14 protein-coding genes are annotated in these 18859 nt (G+C 50.5%); 8 read left to right on the forward strand and 6 right to left on the reverse strand.

Going from position 1 to position 18859, the window contains the following annotated elements; all coding sequences use genetic code 11:
- The first annotated feature begins 144 nt into the window (after positions 1-144).
- The 3 genes from AC3WQT_RS10330 to AC3WQT_RS10340 are packed head-to-tail and all read left to right on the forward strand — an operon-like array spanning position 145 to position 2166.
- The gene (locus AC3WQT_RS10330) at positions 145-993 is read left to right on the forward strand and encodes a DUF3034 family protein (protein ID WP_492704148.1); all 849 of its coding nucleotides are present in this window, start codon (positions 145-147) and stop codon (positions 991-993) included.
- Between the two features lie 37 nt (positions 994-1030).
- Positions 1031-1471 carry a group I truncated hemoglobin gene (locus AC3WQT_RS10335; protein WP_492703791.1) on the forward strand — a complete coding sequence of 147 codons (441 nt, stop codon included), beginning with the start codon at positions 1031-1033 and terminating at the stop codon, positions 1469-1471.
- Between the two features lie 23 nt (positions 1472-1494).
- Positions 1495-2166 (forward strand): cupredoxin domain-containing protein, encoded by a 672-nt coding sequence (locus tag AC3WQT_RS10340; protein ID WP_492703792.1) that lies wholly within the window; start codon positions 1495-1497, stop codon positions 2164-2166.
- A 316-nt stretch (positions 2167-2482) separates the two neighbouring features.
- Here the strand turns inward: AC3WQT_RS10340 and AC3WQT_RS10345 are convergent, their stop codons facing one another.
- Positions 2483-3397, reverse strand: a complete 915-nt coding sequence (locus AC3WQT_RS10345) for a collagenase (RefSeq protein WP_492703793.1) — start codon at positions 3395-3397, stop codon at positions 2483-2485.
- Between the two features lie 409 nt (positions 3398-3806).
- Between AC3WQT_RS10345 and AC3WQT_RS10350 the strand changes: the two genes are divergently transcribed.
- Both AC3WQT_RS10350 and AC3WQT_RS10355 read left to right on the forward strand, forming a co-directional pair.
- Positions 3807-6521 (forward strand): TonB-dependent receptor, encoded by a 2715-nt coding sequence (locus AC3WQT_RS10350; RefSeq protein ID WP_492703794.1) that lies wholly within the window; start codon positions 3807-3809, stop codon positions 6519-6521.
- A gap of 178 nt (positions 6522-6699) precedes the next feature.
- The gene (locus tag AC3WQT_RS10355) at positions 6700-7911 is read left to right on the forward strand and encodes a M24 family metallopeptidase (RefSeq protein WP_492703795.1); all 1212 of its coding nucleotides are present in this window, start codon (positions 6700-6702) and stop codon (positions 7909-7911) included.
- 71 nt (positions 7912-7982) lie between these two features.
- Here the strand turns inward: AC3WQT_RS10355 and AC3WQT_RS10360 are convergent, their stop codons facing one another.
- The 4 genes from AC3WQT_RS10360 to tagH all read right to left on the reverse strand — a co-directional run bounded on the left by AC3WQT_RS10360 (position 7983) and on the right by tagH (position 12390).
- Positions 7983-8498, reverse strand: a complete 516-nt coding sequence (locus AC3WQT_RS10360) for a TssQ family T6SS-associated lipoprotein (RefSeq protein WP_492703796.1) — start codon at positions 8496-8498, stop codon at positions 7983-7985.
- A gap of 12 nt (positions 8499-8510) precedes the next feature.
- Complete coding sequence (locus AC3WQT_RS10365) at positions 8511-10241, reverse strand: serine/threonine protein kinase (protein ID WP_492703797.1); 1731 nt, start codon at positions 10239-10241, stop codon at positions 8511-8513.
- A gap of 79 nt (positions 10242-10320) precedes the next feature.
- On the reverse strand, positions 10321-11085 hold the full coding sequence (locus tag AC3WQT_RS10370; protein ID WP_492703798.1) for a PP2C family protein-serine/threonine phosphatase: 765 nt from the start codon (positions 11083-11085) through the stop codon (positions 10321-10323).
- A gap of 33 nt (positions 11086-11118) precedes the next feature.
- Positions 11119-12390, reverse strand: coding sequence for a type VI secretion system-associated FHA domain protein TagH (tagH, locus tag AC3WQT_RS10375; protein WP_492703799.1), 1272 nt, complete (start codon positions 12388-12390; stop codon positions 11119-11121).
- A 439-nt stretch (positions 12391-12829) separates the two neighbouring features.
- Between tagH and AC3WQT_RS10380 the strand changes: the two genes are divergently transcribed.
- The gene (locus AC3WQT_RS10380) at positions 12830-13336 is read left to right on the forward strand and encodes a helix-turn-helix domain-containing protein (RefSeq protein ID WP_492703800.1); all 507 of its coding nucleotides are present in this window, start codon (positions 12830-12832) and stop codon (positions 13334-13336) included.
- 53 nt (positions 13337-13389) lie between these two features.
- Here AC3WQT_RS10380 and AC3WQT_RS10385 read toward each other — a convergent pair whose 3' ends face one another.
- A complete protein-coding gene (locus AC3WQT_RS10385; RefSeq protein WP_492703801.1) occupies positions 13390-16200 on the reverse strand; it encodes a TonB-dependent receptor in 2811 nt (936 codons plus the stop codon).
- A 517-nt stretch (positions 16201-16717) separates the two neighbouring features.
- On the opposite strand from AC3WQT_RS10385, the gene AC3WQT_RS10390 reads away from it, so the two are divergent.
- The gene (locus AC3WQT_RS10390) at positions 16718-17770 is read left to right on the forward strand and encodes a proline racemase family protein (RefSeq protein ID WP_492703802.1); all 1053 of its coding nucleotides are present in this window, start codon (positions 16718-16720) and stop codon (positions 17768-17770) included.
- On the forward strand, positions 17767-18858 hold the full coding sequence (locus AC3WQT_RS10395; protein ID WP_492703803.1) for a M24 family metallopeptidase: 1092 nt from the start codon (positions 17767-17769) through the stop codon (positions 18856-18858). Before AC3WQT_RS10390 ends, AC3WQT_RS10395 begins: the two co-directional genes overlap by 4 nt.
- Position 18859: the final 1 nt, after the last annotated feature.

Here is an 18859-nt window from a genome sequence, read left to right on the forward strand (position 1 = left end):
TCTGAATCTGATTTTCAGTCATCTTCGTATATAGAGCAGATGCACGGTTTTCCGTGCGAAATTGCCGCTTGATCAAGAGGAAATATGATGCAAATAAAGAAAAACTTCGTCGCTCTGGCTTTATTGGGCAGCAGTGCTGCCTGCATGCAGGCCAGCCAGGCTCAGGACATGATGAAGCCGGACATGGGCAAACTCATTGCCACTGGCGGCGTCAGCCAGCTTGAAGGCGCAGGTGGTGGCGGTCTGACTCCATGGGCGTTGATCACTGGTTACGGCACCCGTGACAGTTACGGCGCCAATGCCCACTACACCCAGGTCAACACCCAGGATTACAGCCTGAAAACCTACGGCGTCGCTGCCGGCATCGCCGACCGGGTAGAGCTGTCGCTCGCCAGCCAGGAATTTACCGGCGCACTGGCACCCTTGAACGCCCTGAATATCAAACAGGATATTTTGGGTGTCAAAATCAAGGTCGCTGGCGATGCTGTATATGAGCAAGACAGCTGGATGCCACAAATTGCCGTCGGTGCCATGTATAAGCGCAACAAGGGCATAGGTGGTCTGGGTGCACTGGGTGTGACGAACGTCAAACAACTCGGTGCCAAGGATGACAGCGGTGTTGACTATTATGTTTCGGCCACCAAGATCTTGCTAGAACAAAGCCTGCTGCTGAACGGCACGGTGCGCATGACCAAGGCCAACCAGATGGGCATACTGGGCTTTGGTGGCGACAAGAAAGACAGCTACAAACCTATGCTGGAAACTTCAGCCGCTTATCTGATCAACCGCAAACTGGCAGTCGGTGCGGAGTACCGCATGAAGCCGCGCAATCTCGGCGTGGATAATGAAAAAGATTATTACGATGTCTTCATCGCCTGGTTCCCGGGCAAAAATGTGTCTGTCACCGCTGCCTATGCGACGCTGGGCGACATCACCATTTTCAATCCAAAAAATCAGCGTGGCTGGTACTTGTCCCTGCAAGCCGGATTCTGAGCGCCCACTGACAGCTACACATTAGAAAGATCACATCATGAATACAATTCTCTCCCGTATCGGCAAAATCGCCATCAGCGTCTTCCTGCTCACTAGCTTGTCTGCCCACGCGCAAACCGGCAGTGACGCCCTGTACCAAAGCCTGGGCGGCAAAACTGGCATTAGCACTTTCGTCAACTCCTTCGTCGCCATCGTGCTGGACGACGTACGCATCAACAAGGCTTTCAAGGAAACGGATACTGAAAGACTGGCCAGTTTGCTGACCGAGCAATTCTGTGAGCTCAGCGGTGGCCCTTGCAAATACAGTGGCCGCAGCATGGCAGAGGCGCACAAGGATATGCAAGTCACGAATGCTCATTTCAATGCCTTGGCAGAGGACTTGCAAATCGCCATGGAAAAACATGAAGTACCATCATCAGTACAAAACAAGCTGATCGCCAAACTGGCACCCATGCAGCGTCCTATCGTCACCAAATGAGCAATGTAAAGACAGGAAAAAAGATGAATCCATTATTTCTGCAAAAGTATCGTACCTTACTCACCCTGGCGCAGACGGTGACACTGATGCTGGCAGCAAGTTCGCCCATGTTGGCGCATGCTGCCAAACTGAATTTCCAGGCTGTCGATAAAAATGGTAACCCCATGAGTGATGTGGTGGTGTACGCGACACCGACAGGTATACCCTTGCCTGCATCAGAGAAAACAGAAGCCACAATATCGCAAAGTGACATGCAGTTTTCACCATATGTAACGGCGATACGCACGGGCTCACAAGTCAAGTTCCCCAACTATGACAAGATGGAACATCATGTGAAATCATTCTCGGCAATCAAGGAATTTGAGATCAAGACGTACGAGCGCGGCGTGGTGCCACCACCCGTCATCTTCGACAAACCCGGCATCGTCATCGTCTACTGCCTCTTGCATAACTGGATGCGTGCCTATGTACTGGTGCTCGATACACCCTACTTCGTCAAGACCGACCAGAACGGCTCTGCCATGCTCGATAAACTGCCAGATGGCAATTACGAAATCAAGGCTTGGCACCCTAATCTGGGCAGCATCAAACCGGCGCTGAGCCAGGCTGTCAAAGTCAATGATCAGTCAGCTCCCATCAAGTGGCAATTTGATTTTGTGCCTGTACCTAGAAAATCAAAATCTGCTGGTTACTGAAAAATAAGTTAGGACTTGCGCAAAATTGTCCCAGCAAGGCTATCGCTTTAGGAAACCTCCCTTGCAAGGGAGGTTCGTTGCGTTGGCGGGCAACATGTTGTCCGAAACCCCAACTGCACCTATCGCTTTAGGAAACCTCCCTTACAAGGGAGGTTCGTTACGTCGGCAGACAAAACATTGTCTGAAACCCCGACTATACCGCGGCGACGAAGACAGTACTTTAGTACGGCTAGGCGCTGTAACGCAGCTGGGGCGATTTTGCGCAAGTCCTAATAAAAATGAAGCCGGGCGCGAGTGCTTGGCCTCATTCTTTTAACTACACTTTGCCAAGACTATCAAGCCATGTAGCAAACTCTTTATCCATGCTGGTACCCCAGGACCTGACCAGAGATTGATAGCGCGGATAATCGCCACTGCGTGTAAACACCAGCATCTTGTCTATCTCTGGCCTGTGTTTTTCCATCATGAAACGCACGGCCAGATAGCCCCAGCTATATACCCTCTCCGTCCCATTATTGTTTTCATAGCCCGTATCGAATAACTGGCTCAATGCATATTTCTTTTCAGCGGCAACCTTGATGGCTGGTAGATTATCCTTGCCCTTGGACACATATTCTGCGATGCCTTCTGTCCACCACACCAGGTAAGGTGTCAGTGGCGCAGGCTTGGCACAGTTTTCCGGTGGCGCATGCGAGTCATGCAGGTTGGCACAAAAGTCGCCATACAGATTGAAGCGCCCATCCAGATAATGTACGTACTCATGACCCAGATTGAGGATGCTTCCATCTTTTTTCTGGTTCGCTACAAACTCGGCCTGATTACCCGGACGTTCTGGATAGCCCTCCAGATACATGCCGCCATTATTGGTAGGCATATCAAAATGCTGGGTCGCATATTTGATGAAGTCTTCCTTGGACTGATAGATGTTGGCCCTCAGGCTGCCGTTATGGTCATCCTTTACCGGCTTGCCTGCCGTGCCGAAAATACCATGGAACTGCTGCTCCAACGCGCCCAGCATCTGGCAAGACTTGCGCTCATCATCTGGCGTCAAGGCTTGCGAGCGCAAGCTCAGGGTCGGGCTGCACTGATGTACATGCGTCAGCACTTTTTGTATTTGCTGATCGCGCTCCAGGTCACGTTGAGCAGATATTTGCTGCGGATTCGTGCTACAGGCGGCCAGTCCTAAAGCCAGCAAAGGCAAGACCAGCACCCCACTATTTCTGATTTTCAACTCCGTCTCCTTTTTCATTTCTCTTCTGCAAACAAGATTTATATCTTGATATCAGTTCGTTGTAAATATGTCTCAAATATTTTATTAATATACCTTAAATATATTTATATTGGTACATTTGAGTCCCGCCAGAATTTGGATTTCTTGTTTTTCACCCAGATTTTGGTAGTGATCAGCAATGACATGCTGGCAGAAAAACCACTGCTGCCGCTTAAAGCAGGGTGAAAAACTGAACATGAATTTGCACTACATAAAGAGAAGGCTGGCCTGGCTGGTAACAGAAAAAGCAAGAGCCAGACCCGAAAGATATCCATGCACACGTGCTGACGCAAAGTGAAATGGAGGTGGCTGTTCATTTGAGGGATTGAATGGTGAGACTGAGGGCAACCTCAAAACTATGGAGCATACTTTGAAAACTTTACCCAACATGAAAAAATCCGCATTGGCCATTTCCCTGGCACTGATAGGACTACAAAGCAGCTATGCACAAGATGCTGCGCCAGTACAAAAAGTGGTCGTGACCGGTTCAAATATCAAACGCCTGGAAGTGGAGGGTGTTTCGCCTATTACCGTTATCTCCAAGGAACAGATATTGCGCTCCGGTGCAGAGTCAGTGCTTGATTTGATGCGCAACCTGACTTCTGCTGGTGGCAATGGCTCAGAATTCACGGACGGCAATAATTTCAGAAATGGTGCGGCAACTGCCAGCCTGCGCGGTATGCCCACCTTGATTTTACTTAATGGTAATCGCCTGCCAGTTTCGGGTTCGGATGATTCTGACGGTTTTACATCGGTCGACATCAACTCCATCCCCCTGGCTGCAATTGAACGCATAGAAGTGCTCAAGGATGGTGCTTCAGCCATTTATGGCACAGATGCTGTAGGTGGTGTCATCAACTTTATCATGCGTAGCAACTATGAAGGATTTGAGGTCAGCGCCGGCTATGGTAAAACGACAAGCGGTGGTGGCGATGTCAGCAAATTCTCTCTGACTGGCGGCTTCGGTAACCGCGAAACGGATAAATACAATATTTCGTACAGCTTATCGGCTGAAGAGCAAAAACGCATACGTGGTGTGGATCGTGATTGGGCCAATCATATAGACTTCACCAACAAACCCGGCGGCGTGCAGTATGCCAACGTCTATGGCGCGATCGCCAATGGACAGGCGGGCCCAGGCACACTGGCCATTGGTTCAAACCGGTTCCCTGATCCTGAATGTGCCAAAAGCGCCCAGATGCCCTACCCTAGCGGCGCAGACTGGTTTCCATCCGCGATCCGGAATGGCTGCTTGCACGGCACTGCCGAGTTTTCCGACCTGGTCAAACCCACCAAGCGCTTTGGTGGAACGCTCAATGCCAACTGGGACATCAGTCCAGAGATGACGGCATTTGCTTCAGCCTTTGTGACCAAGTATCACAAACGCATCTACGGCGAAACATCCTGGCTGCAAAACCGCGACCGCGGCAATATTTCTGTCCCCGCCAGCAATCCCTTCAACACTTATGGCAAGACTGTGACGATCAGAGCCAACTTTCCTGGTGAAGGCGGCCTGGAAACGGATCTCAATACCCTGTGGCTGGTTGGCGGATTGAAAGGCCAGGTTGGCACGTGGGATTGGTCAGTAACACTTGCCCATACTGTGGAAGACACTAATGCCACTACTCTGGGCTCCTACAAGCTGGAAGCCTTCAATAAAGCCATAGAAGATGGCCGCTACAATCCTTTCGGCGCAAACAAAAACCCGGCTGCCCTGATCAATGAGCTGGCTGGCAATATGTATGTCAAAGCCAAGAGCAAGTCTGACTCGATCAAGCTGCAAACTTCTACAGAATTCGGTAGCTTGCCAGGTGGTGCAATTGGCGTCTCCATAGGCTCCGAATTCCGTAAGAATTCACTGGATTACAATCCCTCAAGTGACTGGCAACAGGGTCTGCTGGCAAAATACGCTGTGCTTCCTGCCATACGTGGTTCAGAATCACTGTCAGCCCTGTACGGCGAAATGCGCATACCTGTGTTAAAGAATCTTGAAGTACAAGCAGCTGTCCGTCATGATCGCTATGAACTGGCCGGTAACACCACCAACCCTAAACTGGGTGTCTTATGGAACGCGGATAAAACCTTCCTGTTACGCGCGAATTACAGTACCGGCATGGTGGGACCGTCGTTGCCGCAACGCTTCAGCCAGGGTCGTGACGTTTTCTATACAGTCAACGATATCAAACGCTGTGTTGGCGGGGATTCTTATTTTGATCGCTTTTGCAGCACCCAGGTCAATACAAAAAATGCCGGGACCAAGGACTTGAAGCCCGAAAAGTCCAATCAATACAATATCGGTTTTGTGTTTGAGCCTATCAAGGACTTGAGCCTGGGCATGACTTACTTTGACATCAAATGGAGCAACAAGATTGATGTCCTTGATACAGTGACAGTCCTGGGTAATGAAGATGGCGCCTACAAGGCCAACGTCACCCGTGCCGCAGTTACACCAGAAGACATCGCTGCCTATGCAACTTTGTCTGCAGCAGACAAAGCACGCCTGGGTCCATTGCGCGGCCAACTGAAAGCGCTAACCACGGGTTTCGTCAATCGCTTTGAAGCACATACCTCTGGTATAGATGCAGATTTTGCCTACACCCTGCGCACACCAAACTTTGGCAAATTCAAGATCTCCGGTGAAGCCACCTATACCATCAAGTACAACACCAAATTATTGGCGGACAATGTGTATATCAACTGTCCCGACAATACGTCTTGTGATACGGGTGAATATAATAACCCGCGCTTGCTGGCAAATCTCGGGGTCAGTTGGGATATGGGTCCATGGTCGGCGACAACACGGGCAAATTATACTGCTGGTTTCCGCATAGACCGCACGCCTAACCTGGTCATCAACTCTTGGTACGATCTCTACACCAATGGTGGCGTGGTATCGCCTATGACGACGATAGATGCATCCATGTCGTATTCAGGCTGGAAAAATATGGTGTTGCGCGCAGGTGCGAATAATCTGTTTAATCGCGATCCTTCATTTGATGCGACCTCCAGCATGGGCTACAACTCTAGCTGGGGCAATCCGCGCGGACGTTATGTCTATTTGAATTTGAGCTATAAATTCAAATAAGCAAAAAAGATAGCATCCTGTCTTGTGAAGGGAGTTATCCATGAATCCCGGCGTGTACAGCGCCGGGATTTGTTTTTCCTATGCCCATTTCCGCATGATGTAGAGTGAAAATGATCAAGACAATCCTGGCAAGAGACCTTATGCTGACCCCTCTTTTTTCTTTAGCATGGGCAGAAATATGAACTTTGGCATAGGCGGTTCCACAGCAGCCACAGAATTAGCCAGCATCCAGACAGACTTGAGCGATGTCAGCCCCATCAGCGCAGCAGAGCGCCAGGCCAGAGTAGAAAAAGCTGCCAGACTGATGCAGGATCATGGCGTTGATGCCATGATCCTGCCTGCTGGCAGCAGCCTGTATTATTTCACCGGCCTGCGCTGGTACCCCAGTGAGCGCCTGACTGCCGTTGTAATGACACCGGACGCCAGGCTGACATATCTCTGCCCGGCCTTTGAAGATTCCAAGTTGCGTGAAACCCTTGGCGCAGATGCCGACATCCGCCTGTGGCAAGAAGAAGATGACCCTTGCCTGCTGATCAAAAACTTCTTGCTGGATGCTGGTTATAAAACAGCCACAATCGCCCTTGATGAAAACGCGCCCTTCTTTGTCTTCGATGGCTTGCGCCGTGTCTTGCCGCTGGCACAAATCATCAATGCCGCCAGCATCACGGCTGAATGCCGCATGCATAAATCAGCAGCGGAGCTGGCCATCATGCAAAAGGTCAAGAACCTGACGCTGGAAGTACAAAAGAAGGCAGCAAAAATTTTGCATGAAGGTATTTCTTCTTTTGAAGTCGCCCGATTTATTGACCAGGCACACCGCGCTTATGGTGGCAGCGCATCCACATTTTGCATCGTCAGTTTTGGTGCAGCCACCGCCATGCCACATGGCCCGGACGGCGAACAATTCCTGCGTGAAGGGGACATGGTACTCATCGATACCGGTTGTAAGCTGCATGGCTATAACTCGGACATCACGCGCAGCTATGTGTTTGGCAAACCCAGCCAGCGTCAGCGCGATATCTGGGAGTTGGAGAAAGCCGCCCAGGCAGCAGCCTTTGATGCGGCACAAATCGGCGTGCCGTGTGAGCAAGTTGATGCAGCCGCCAGAAAGGTATTGGCTGCCGCCGGTTTTGGCCCTGACTATCAGTTACCTGGCCTGCCGCACCGCACTGGCCATGGCATAGGCCTGGACATTCATGAATGGACTTATCTGGTCAAGGGCAATATGCGCCCACTGGCAGCTGGCATGTGTTTCAGCAATGAACCCATGATCTGCATAGAAGGCGAATTTGGCATACGCCTGGAAGACCATTTCTATATGACAGAACAAGGGCCGCGCTGGTTCACGGGCCAAAGCCATGCGGTCGATGCACCATTTGGTCGTGATTAATACCTGCTACCGGCATATTTTGTGCCGGTAGCAGTTATTCACACACAGGCTCACTTACCGCTTATTTTTGCTTACTTGATTACTGCGGTGCTTTCTTTTTTCTTGGCTGGGGCTGGTGCCTTGACTGCATTTTTTGATTTCAAAAATACCGGTCCCCAGACAGGATGGCCGATTTCAGCAGCAGACAAATTGAAAGCCGGGTCCAGCTTCAGGGCCTTGTCAAATTGCTGGCGACACAACTGCGTGCGGGATGTAACGCAGTAGCTGAAGGCCATGAGCTTCAGGGCACTTAATTGCACGTCCTTGTTATGCCCGTTCCAGATTTCATTGCCACTCAGTTTTTTGATGGCACCATTGTAGTCACCACCATCATACAGCGCCGTACCATCTTTCAAGGCTTGCACATCTGAGCTCAGCAAAGGGACTGCCGGCTCCACTGGTGGCGGTGGCGGCGGTGGCGGAAGTTCTTTTGGCTTCACAACAGGCTTGGGAGCAGGAGCCTGTTTGGGCGGTGTTTCGCAGCCCTGCAAGATGGTACACACCACCACCAGGCCCGTCACATACAGCATTTGGGCTAATTTATTCATTTTTCTTGCACTTTACTTATTCGTGAACTCATGTTCGATGGTTGCAGTATTACTTTTCCCTGCTTCGATTTCGGTAATGAAATCGGGGAAACCAGGATTGGTTACCCTGATCTTGTGCTTGCCTGCAGCCAGACTTAAATGCTTGAGAGGCGGACTGGCCCCTTGCTGTACGCCATCAACAAAAACCGTGCCCCAGGGCTTGATTGCCAGCTTCAGGTTAAGCTTGCTGGCTGCCGCAGCCTTGGCCGCTTTCACTTCCTTCAGGCGCGCTTGTGCAACATCGGTAAATTTACCCTGCGGGTATTGCTGCAAAAATGCGTTCAGCGCTTCCAGCGTAACAGTATTATCGTCCTTGAGCTTGTCCCATGCCAGTTTTTCTGGATCTGGCTTGTCTGCCGCTTCTACCGCGCTGGCAGTTGCAGGGGCGGCATTGCTGGCAGCGGCTACTGCAGGCTTTTCTGCTGGAGCAGCCACGGCAGCAGATGCCGGAGCAGGCACTGACTGCGGCGCAGATGCAGCAGTAGAGGCGGGGGCTGGAGCAGCAAGCAGCGTTTGGCCAGGCTTGTTCGCTCCCTGGCGGCTGGCTAAATAGGCGATTACCAGTACCAGTACTGCAGCTACTGCCAACATGGGAAACAAAAGCTTGCCAGACTTTGCTTGCGCGCTTGCCCCACCTTCTGCAGTCCTGGTTTCCGGCCTGTGTGTTTTGACGGCTGCCACATCCTTGACGGGCAATGCATGGACCTGATGATCCTGTCCCTCTGCGATGCCCGCAGCATGCTCCTCCCGGCCCTTGCGCGATTTGCGTACAGATGCAAAGGAACTGATCCCCAACAGCTGGCGGAATTCATCCATGCTTTGCGGGCGATCTTGCGGCTGTATTGCCAGCGCCAGGTCTATGCCTTTCAGGAACTTGGTGCTAAAGCCCGCATGCTCGCCATCCTGCAAGGGCATCATGGTGTCTTTCACGACACGGCCTACCGATATTGGCGGTGGTGATTTCATGATGGCGAAATACATGACAGCTGCCAGCGCATAGATATCCGTCCAGGAACCCTGGGGCATTTCCACATCGTCAGCATATTGCTCTATAGGCGCATAACCGGGCTTGAGGATAACCGTCATGCCTTGTGTCATGTCACCAATAATCTGGCGGGCAGAACCAAAGTCCAGCAAGACTGCCACACCATTCTTTTGCACGATGATATTGTCAGGTGAAATATCCCTGTGCAGGATTTTTGAGCGGTACAAGGTGTCCAGCGCTTCAAGTATCTGCTTGAAGATGAACCGCAGCCAGGCCTCAGTCACCAGCTTGGGGCGTTTATTGACGATTTGCTTGAGGGTATGGCCGTCATAATGACGCATGACCATGTAGGCGGTCTTGTTTTCTTCCCAGAAGCGGTACACCTTGACCAGCGAAGGGTGATCAAATTGTGCCAGCAGGCGCGCCTCATTGATAAAGCTCTTCAAACCGGCTTCAAAAGTGGCTTTGTGACGCTCTGACCTGACCGTCACACTGGTATCGGCAGAACGGCCGGCCAGCGCTCCCGGCATGTATTCCTTGATGGCAACTGTGCGTTGCAGGGAATGGTCAAAGGCCAGATACACAATACCAAAGCCACCCTCACCCAAAACACCGGTGATTTCAAAGTCATTTAGCCGCGTGCCGACAGCGAGACAATTCTCGGTACCTGCATGAAATGCAGTTGGTGCTGCAGTGGCGAGTACTTTTTCTGTGTTCAAGGCTGACTCGGATCTTAGTTTCTTTATTGAAGCAGAAGCGGCGTGTTATTCACATTCCCGGCTTCCGGTTCGCGTTAATTCAGCGTTTTACCTGTTCGTCATACAGACAAATTGCAAAAGCCGAGAAATTATCCCTGTTAATTGCCTTTGACGTATTAATATTTTTTTCTGCGATGGCATTCATTTTACTTAACCAGGCCTCGCTACTGTTGGTCGTTGCCAGGCAAAATTCCATTTCATGCTCATGTACCCACTCCCAAAAACCATCCGTACACATGAGAAAGGCGTCACCGTTATGTAATTCTAGGGCATCTGCCGTCACTTCGGGGGCGTTGTCGCCTTCTGCGCCTATGGCAGCAAACAGCCTGTTACGATGAGGATGCTGGCGTATGCGCGACTGGTCGGCCATACCTGCATCAACCAGGCGCTGAGCCTGGCTGTGGTCTTTTGATACCGCCTTGATCCTGCCCTGACGAAACTGGTAGATCCTGGTATCCCCCATATGCGCCCACAAGGCACAGCGATTACTCTGGTCTATCAGTATCGCGGCGATGGTGGTGCTCATTTCCCGCTGGCTCAGATTATCGTGCTTGCTTTGTGCCACTTTCAAAATGGCCCAATCCAGGTAAGAGCGCAAGGCCCTGGCACTGAACGAGGCTTCCTGCACGAATTTTTCTATGACAGCATCAATCGCCAGCCTGGCCGCGATTTCACCACCGGAGTGGCCACCCGTACCGTCGGCCAGGACAAAACAGGCAAGTTCGTCCTCATTTGCCCAGGCCAGTGCATCTTCATTGGTTTTGCGGGTACCAATGGCAGTAAATTGCGCAGTGTCCAGATGCATGGCTAGGCTAAGGTTAGGTTTATGCACAGAAAACTAGCGGTTTGACTCTGCTTTTTCTACTTCTTTTTCATAGGCGAGCAAAAATTCCTTGCCAAACATCGCCTGAAATTCATCTTTCTTACCTGACGAAATACCGTCATACAAGGCATTAAACTGATCCCACATGGCTGCCTTGCGGCGTGCCGGGTTGATCTGGTCCATCAGGCCTGGCGTACCCAATTGCGCTTCGACATGGCTGGGCTGCAAGGTCTTCAGGATAGCATCCGTAATGGCGCGGGTACCTGCAGCCACTCCCATCTGATGGGTACGTATGTCAAAAAAAGCATCTTCCATCGCCTCTGCCGGTGCCATAAAACCTGGCATCTTTTTACGCAGCATCTGGGTCAGCACAGTTTTACTGTCAGGGAAAAATTTTAAAGGATTGTTTTCCCTTAAGACAACCATGGTTACTTCTGCTTTCACTTCACGCTTGAGTAAGGCACGCTGTGAAAGCTCTTCCATCGCCCCCTGAACCGAAGTTGCCATGAATTTGCCCAGGGTTTCCATCAGCTCCACGGTCAGACCGGACGAAAGATTCAATTGTTGCAGACCTGCTCCCTGCAAAAAAGCTTGAATAAGCTCATTGGCATTAGCCGTGGCATTGCCTGCTGCGCTGCCGGCTTTTGCAAGGTCGGGTTTTGTAGCACTTGCCTGTAAGGGCTGAGCATCAGTAACCACGGTTTCAGTCTGAACGGCTGCACCTGTCTGTGAAGTACTCGCTTCAGGGCGCAACAAAAATTGCGGAGGTTGTGCTGGAGAACTGTCTTTTCCTGCTTGCAGGCGTACTGCTGATTGACTTGCTGGCAGGACTTCTGCCTGGATATTTGTTTTTATTTCATTGCTTTTTACTTCATCACTTACGTGGTCTTTTTGTACATCAGGCACAGCTTCCACCTGCACTACTGCATCAACGGCAACAGGACTGCTTGTCGATTCAGCTGATTCAGTTGACTCAACAGCTTCTGCCCGCAATACGTACAAACCTACCTGTATTTGATCGCCTGCATGAAATTCAACAGCAGTTTCTGCCACTATTTCCTTGCCGTTAATAGAGACGGGATTAGCCAGGCTCAGGTTATTAATGAAATGCTGGCTGCCAGTACTCCAGATATTGGCCTGGGTACGAGAAACAAAGTGTTTAGGGTCGGGCAGAGCCAGGAAATTCTCTACATTTCGTCCTATCGTAGCTGGTTCCGGGCCGAATACCGCAGAAACCGGATCGGCTGGTGCTTCGTTATTGTAAGAAACAACGGCAATTTTAATCATTAGTGGCACTCCAAAACCATTTTGTATCGCCTATAAAATTAGTATCCTGAACAGGCAGTTTGAGATAATCTTACGACAGTGCTTTTTATGCTGACTCTGGCAACAATTATGGTATCAATTGCGCAAATAAATGATTATTTGCTGTAACGACCACCAAGTTAATATCTTGCCATGTCAACATGAACTCGCAGCTTACCCGATTCTCATGAAATCGGCGACTCAGCGAGGCCAAGTTTTGCTGTTTGCAGCATACATTGCGACAAAGTGCGACACTTGATATCAATTAAATATCGATTTCTGCCTTTGCAAATAGTAGAGCACCGCAGGTATGAACTCGAGCATGATCTGCTCAGTTCATTGTTATAGTTTGCTGCCATTTATGCAATGGCTTGCATTTGCGCAATTGTTTTGGATAATTGTTATATATGAGGCAAGGGTAATGAAAGATTCTGAACATAGTCAGCCTGCTCTGTCAGAAGTTACAGGTACGTTTCATTATCAGGAATTGATTGAATCTCGCCTGGGCCAACCAATTGCAGCAGATTTGATGGAAGCCGAAGCACAAAGACTGGCTGCTTCCCCCGGTGCCAAACTGGCTGCGGGACGCACTGCGTTGGGTTGGTCGATAGAACAAGTAGCGGCGCAATTGAAAATGGCACCACGTCAAATCATCGCGCTGGAAAAAGACGACTATCCCGCCCTGCCTGAGGCGGCGATAGTCAAAGGCTTCACACGCGCATATGCGAAGCTGGTCAAACTTGATCCCGGCCCCATCCTGGCCTTGATGGCAGCAGATACGGACCAAAAGAGAAAACCGGCAGCCAAAACTGACAAACCCCGCCGCCCAGGCAGCCCAGCGCAAAACCAGGGTTCTGCATTGGGTATTTATATCTGCCTGTTTATCGCGGCAGCATTGGCTTACGCTTATTTCAATTTGCAGCACTAAGCGTACCCTGCTCTATCAAAGTACTCTGCAGGGTACGGATTAGTTCAAGCCGATCAGAAGTTATACGAACCGGTCAGATAGAAAGTCCTGCCCAGTGCATCGGTATAACGGCCATCGTAACCAACCTGGTCACCATTGCCTTCTTTCAGTGACAAAGGCGGGTTGACGTTGAACAGATTGCGCACACCCACAGTCAGGGCCAGGTTTTTGCGCAATTGCGCCCGCGTCTGCCAGTCAAAGGTAGTGTAAGAAGAAACATCGCGCTTGACCGTGGCAAAATCACCAAAACTGCCATTCGCATTTACTTCACGCACAGAAGCTGAAGCATCGTGATAGCCAGAGCGATAATTCATCGTCAGGGCGTGGGTGAAAATGTCTGAAGTCTTCAGCGTCGCCACCAGCTTGCTGATGACGCGGAAAGCTACTGCGTTATTTTCATCATAGCGGCCAACACTGCGCACAGTCGGGCTGCCAGGAATGTCAAAGTCAGACATCAGCATATAAGTACCTGTCCAGTTCAAAGCCAGCTTGCCCAAAGGTGTAGCGGTCTTGAAGCTGTGATCCCAGTCTATACCGCGATAATGCGCATTGGCGATATTGTAGGATGGCAGGGTGCCGACCAGGATATTGCCGCCCTGACCTGGCTCATAGAACGTCGAGAACAGGTTTTGATAACGCTCAGGGTGACCAAAGACAATGGCTTCGGGCAATTGCGCGATCTGGTTAGACATTTTCACATCCCACAGGTCCAGACCCAGGGACAGACTGGATGTAGGTTCTATGCGTATGCCCATACTGGCTTGCTTAGATTCTTCCGGCTTCAAGCCGTTTTCACCGGTCAAACGATTACCACCAGTCAATACATCATACTGGGTAGAACCCATGCAATTTACAGCGCGTGGATCTGGTGATTTCACCGGGCAAGGATAAGTGCCGCCAGTATTGCCGCTATGGATAAGCGGTGATGTGATATCGCTCATGCTGGCCATCTTGAAACCCGTACCATACGAAGCACGCAACAAGAGATTATCAAATGCGCGGTAAGCAGCAGACAGTTTGTAAGTCAGTTTGTCAGCCTTGTTACCTTGCGTGGCAGAAGCAATAGGCTTGCCCTGTTCATCAAAATTGGCAGTATTCGTGACGGCACTGTAATCATCGTAGCGCAGCGCAGCGGTCACATCGAATTGCTTGCTGATGGGCAGCAAGAGTTCTGCAAAGCTACCCCAGTTTTTACGGCTGGCGGCAATCGGCAAATCACCAGGAGAATCACCCAGAGGTGCATCAGTATAATTTGGTTGCAGGGCATTGGTGCCCATACCTATGGGCGTAGCGAAGTAGTCATAACGCTGCTTGCTGAAATCGACACCCAGACCCAGTTGTGATTTACCACTGCCGATGGCGAACAGTTCGCGTGAACCACGCAGACTTAATACATCCAGTGTACTCTTGGAGCTGGACCAGTTTTCATGCAAGACTGCTGGCGCCAGAATCGCAGCAGAAGAACCAGCAGGTGCAAAAGGATCGTATTTGCCGCTATCAACTATGGCGTAGAATTTGTCCTTGCTCAAAAAACCACCGGCAAAATCACGAATGCGCTTGGAGATGGAATGCGTGTACGACAAGTTATAGTCAAAACCAAAGGCATTGCCTTCTGCACCCAGCACCAGATGCTGTGCTTCCGTCGTGTAGGCAGTATTGCGGCCACCGGCATCAGAAATACGCAGGCGCATTCTGGCTGAATCGAGATCAGCAGGATTAACACCAAGACCAGCCAGATAAGGCGTTACATATTTGGCGAACAAAGGGCTGTCCAGACCCAGGTTCAAAGGCTGTGCAGCCGGTGCATAACGACCGGTTTGCTTGAAGTTGGAAACGACTGCTTCAGCAAAAATAGTGGTGTCGCTATTGAGTTTGTAATTTAACGAAGAAAACAGACTGTCGCGTTTTGATTCGGGTATCAATTGCACTGTCGATGCATAATCGTAGCGGCAACGGTTTTCTACCTGGAAGGTATTGGGCCCGCAGGTTTTGTCTTTCAAATAGTTGGGTGAGAACAAAATGGGGTCTGCACCATTCTTGAAATTCAACTGCGCTATCGATGGACTGGAATTGTCTGACAAAAACCAGGTCGCATAGTTTTTTCCATTGGCTGAAAATCTTCTGACGCCGGTATCAGCAAACGAACGTTGATTGGCATTGAGCATGCTTTGCTCGTCATGACTATACGACAGCAAAACGTTATAGCCATCTTTCTCCAAATCACCAAAGCCTTTGGAAATGCCGATGCGATATGATTTCCCACCCGACTCTTGCGGATGGGTATAACTGAAATCAACAGCCGCATCAGTCTGATTCTTGCGCAAAATAAAATTGACGACGCCAGCGATCGCATCTGAGCCATACAGTGTCGATGCACCATCCGTCAGAATCTCCACTCGTTCAACCGCAGACAAAGGAATACTGGCCAGGTTAACAGTACTACCCGCACCATATGAAGCCAGTCTGTGGCCATTCAACAAGACCAGAGTGTAAGCAGCGCCAATATTATGGATGGAAGCAGTTTGCAAACCGCCACCACCGCCATTGATGGTTTGATTGGCAGTGCTGAACCCTTGCATGCTGGGTAAAGCAGCGATCAGGCTTTCGACGTTGGTCGCACCACTTTTTTCTATGTCAGCGCGTGACAGGGTCTGCACAGGCAAGGCAGTTTCCTGATTAATGCGTTTGATGGATGAGCCTGTCACTTCCACGCGCTGCATGGGCGCTGTTGTATCTTGCGCCTGGCTGGCGCCAGCCATAATACTCAAACCTAGTCCGCTGGCGAACATCAGTCTCAGCGAATGGGATAATACTTTTTCTTTCATTTTGTCTGCTCCGGATCTGGATAATATTTCTTGATTTTCTTGCTTATTTTCTTGCTTATTTTCTTGCTTACTGAGTTGGGTATTACCTGGAATGTGAAGCTCGCGCAGCTCTTCTCGCTTGCGCAGTGTCAGTGGTGTTGTTTGCTGCTTCCTAATCCCTTGTGTGAATTAGCTGGCCAAAGCACAAACCGCCTGGATTACAAACTGCGTGCTTATTCTGAGGCAACATCTTTTACTGCTTTTTTGATGACGCCAGCTCTGCTGTCCTGCTAGAGCTCACTGACATTTCTTCACTGATTTCCAGTGAAACTGCCCATGTCATTTTTAATATATCATAAATATATTTTAAATATACGTAAACATTTGCGGAAATTTTAAGCAGACAAAATATTTTTTTGCTGTGCCAATTTCCACGCAAGGGAACAGGCAAACCGTCAAGACAGACATGCTCACGCACTCTAAGCTGACGCGTTTGAAGCAACACTTTTGAAGCAGAATTCTGAGCAGGAGCGTGACCATGCCAAGTGCAAACCAAGCCATGGCTTTTTCGAGTTGGCGACCATCGTCTGATATCTTGCAGATCAGCAGTCTGGATTGCCACACCGGCGGCGAGCCCTTGCGCATCATCACGGCTGGTTTTCCGGTTCTGCCGGGCAAACGCATTCTCGACAAGCGTGAATATTGCCAGGCACATTACGATCATTTACGTACGGCATTGATGTTTGAACCACGTGGCCATGCCGATATGTATGGTTGCATCATCGTCGCCGCTGAGCGAGTGGACAGCGATTTTGGTGCGCTGTTCTTGCATAACGAAGGCTATAGCACCATGTGCGGTCACGCCATCATCGCCCTGACAAGGGTGGCACTGGAAGCCGGTGTAGTGGCCAGCACCGGGCCCATGACTACCATCAAGATAGATGTGCCGGCCGGACAAATCACTGCCTATGCCGAAATGACTGCCGGCAAAGTTACACGCACCTATTTTGACAATGTACCTTCCTTTGTCGCCGCCCTGGACGTAGCAGTTGACGTGCCTGATCTGGGTAAGGTGAATGTCACACTGGCTTATGGTGGCGCTTATTACGCCTATGTGGATGCGCCCAGCCTGGGGCTGTCATTGGCCGCTGATAACCACCGGCAGATCATCGCCATGGGGCGCAGCATCAAGGCTGCGGTGCAGGCGCAAATACCGATACATCACCCTTTTGATGATGAACTCAGCTTCCTGTATGGCTGCATCTTTTCTGCGCCATCCACCACACCGGGCGTGCATAGTCGCAATGTCTGCATTTTTGCCGACGGCGAACTGGACCGCTGCCCGACAGGCAGCGGCGTGTCCGGCCAGGCCGCCATCCTGCATGCACGTGGCGCTTTGCGGGTGGGAGAGAACATCATCATAGAAAGCATACTCGGCAGCCAGTTCAAGGTAGCCGCCTATCATCCGCAAAGCTATGGCTACCACAGCGCCATCATCCCGCGCGTGGAGGGTAGTGCCCACGTGACAGGACGCAGTACTTTTTATCTGGACCCACAAGATCCACTGATACAAGGATTCATATTCCGATGAAAGCTGAATTTGAACAAAGACTGAGTAAACTACGCCAGCGCATGTCCATTGAGGAGAAGCAAACCTTACTGGTTTTCTCGCTCGACAATCTGCGCTATCTCACCAATTATTCTGGTGAAGCGGCGTATGGCATAGTCACGATGGATCAGGTCTTTCTGATTACTGATTATCGCTTCATCGAACAGGCTGAAGAAGAATGCTTTGATTGCCAGATCATATGTCGCAACCGTGATCAGCAAAGCCTGGGGCAGGCGATACGCCAGGTGCTGGATAAAAAGCACATTACCAGCCTGCTGTTTGAAGCAGGACATATCACTTTGCAGACATGGTCAGGCATAGCGCAAGAGTTGACAGGCATTGCATGCACGTCCAGTGCTGGCGTAATAGAGGAATTGCGCAAAATCAAGGATGCATGGGAGATAGCACAAATCCGCAAGGCAGCTGCGATTGCAGACCAGGCCTTGCATGACTGCATGCCTCTGCTCTGCATAAGCGTCAGCGAACGTGACTTTGCACTTGAACTTGAATACCGCATGCAAAAACTGGGCTCTGAAGGTTTGTCTTTCCCCAGCATAGTCGGTTTTGGCCCACGCTCTGCCCTGCCACATTGCATACCGTCAGCCAAAACCTTGAGTGAGGGCGATCTGATCGTCATTGATTTTGGTGCAGTCGTGAATGGCTATCGCTCGGACATGACGCGCAGCTTTGTCGCTGGCAAGGCCAACTCGCAACAAAGCGATATGTACCGCATCGTGCAACAAGCACAGCAAGCTGCACTGGATAGTCTGCATGCCGGTCAGTTAGCTATCGTCACCAGTTCTGCAGCCAGCAATGTTTTGCAGGCCTCGGAATTTGCCGCTTATACCAGTACTGGGTTGGGTCATGGCGTAGGCATACAACTGCATGAACAGCCTTTCATCAGTCCGGTCTGCCAGGACATGTTTCAAGCAAACTACGTCGTCACCATAGAACCCGGCATCTATATCCCCGGCTATGGTGGTGTACGCATAGAAGATGACGTAGTCGTACTCGCTGATGGCTATAGCTTCATTAGCCATGCACCCAAGATCTTTGAGCTGGAAATTTAAA

Source organism: Undibacterium sp. FW305-107, from assembly GCF_058788535.1.

Bases quoted from the DNA above. Each gene is read 5' to 3' on its own strand.
- AC3WQT_RS10330 (WP_492704148.1), top strand. From the start codon at position 145: ATGCAGGCCAGCCAGGCTCAGGACATGATGAAGCCGGACATGGGCAAA.
- AC3WQT_RS10335 (WP_492703791.1), top strand. From the start codon at position 1,031: ATGAATACAATTCTCTCCCGTATCGGCAAAATCGCCATCAGCGTCTTC.
- AC3WQT_RS10340 (WP_492703792.1), top strand. From the start codon at position 1,495: ATGAATCCATTATTTCTGCAAAAGTATCGTACCTTACTCACCCTGGCG.
- AC3WQT_RS10355 (WP_492703795.1), top strand. From the start codon at position 6,700: ATGAACTTTGGCATAGGCGGTTCCACAGCAGCCACAGAATTAGCCAGC.
- AC3WQT_RS10360 (WP_492703796.1), bottom strand. From the start codon at position 8,498: ATGAATAAATTAGCCCAAATGCTGTATGTGACGGGCCTGGTGGTGGTG.
- AC3WQT_RS10370 (WP_492703798.1), bottom strand. From the start codon at position 11,085: ATGCATCTGGACACTGCGCAATTTACTGCCATTGGTACCCGCAAAACC.
- tagH (WP_492703799.1), bottom strand. From the start codon at position 12,390: ATGATTAAAATTGCCGTTGTTTCTTACAATAACGAAGCACCAGCCGAT.
- AC3WQT_RS10380 (WP_492703800.1), top strand. From the start codon at position 12,830: ATGAAAGATTCTGAACATAGTCAGCCTGCTCTGTCAGAAGTTACAGGT.
- AC3WQT_RS10385 (WP_492703801.1), bottom strand. From the start codon at position 16,200: ATGAAAGAAAAAGTATTATCCCATTCGCTGAGACTGATGTTCGCCAGC.
- AC3WQT_RS10390 (WP_492703802.1), top strand. From the start codon at position 16,718: ATGCCAAGTGCAAACCAAGCCATGGCTTTTTCGAGTTGGCGACCATCG.
- AC3WQT_RS10395 (WP_492703803.1), top strand. From the start codon at position 17,767: ATGAAAGCTGAATTTGAACAAAGACTGAGTAAACTACGCCAGCGCATG.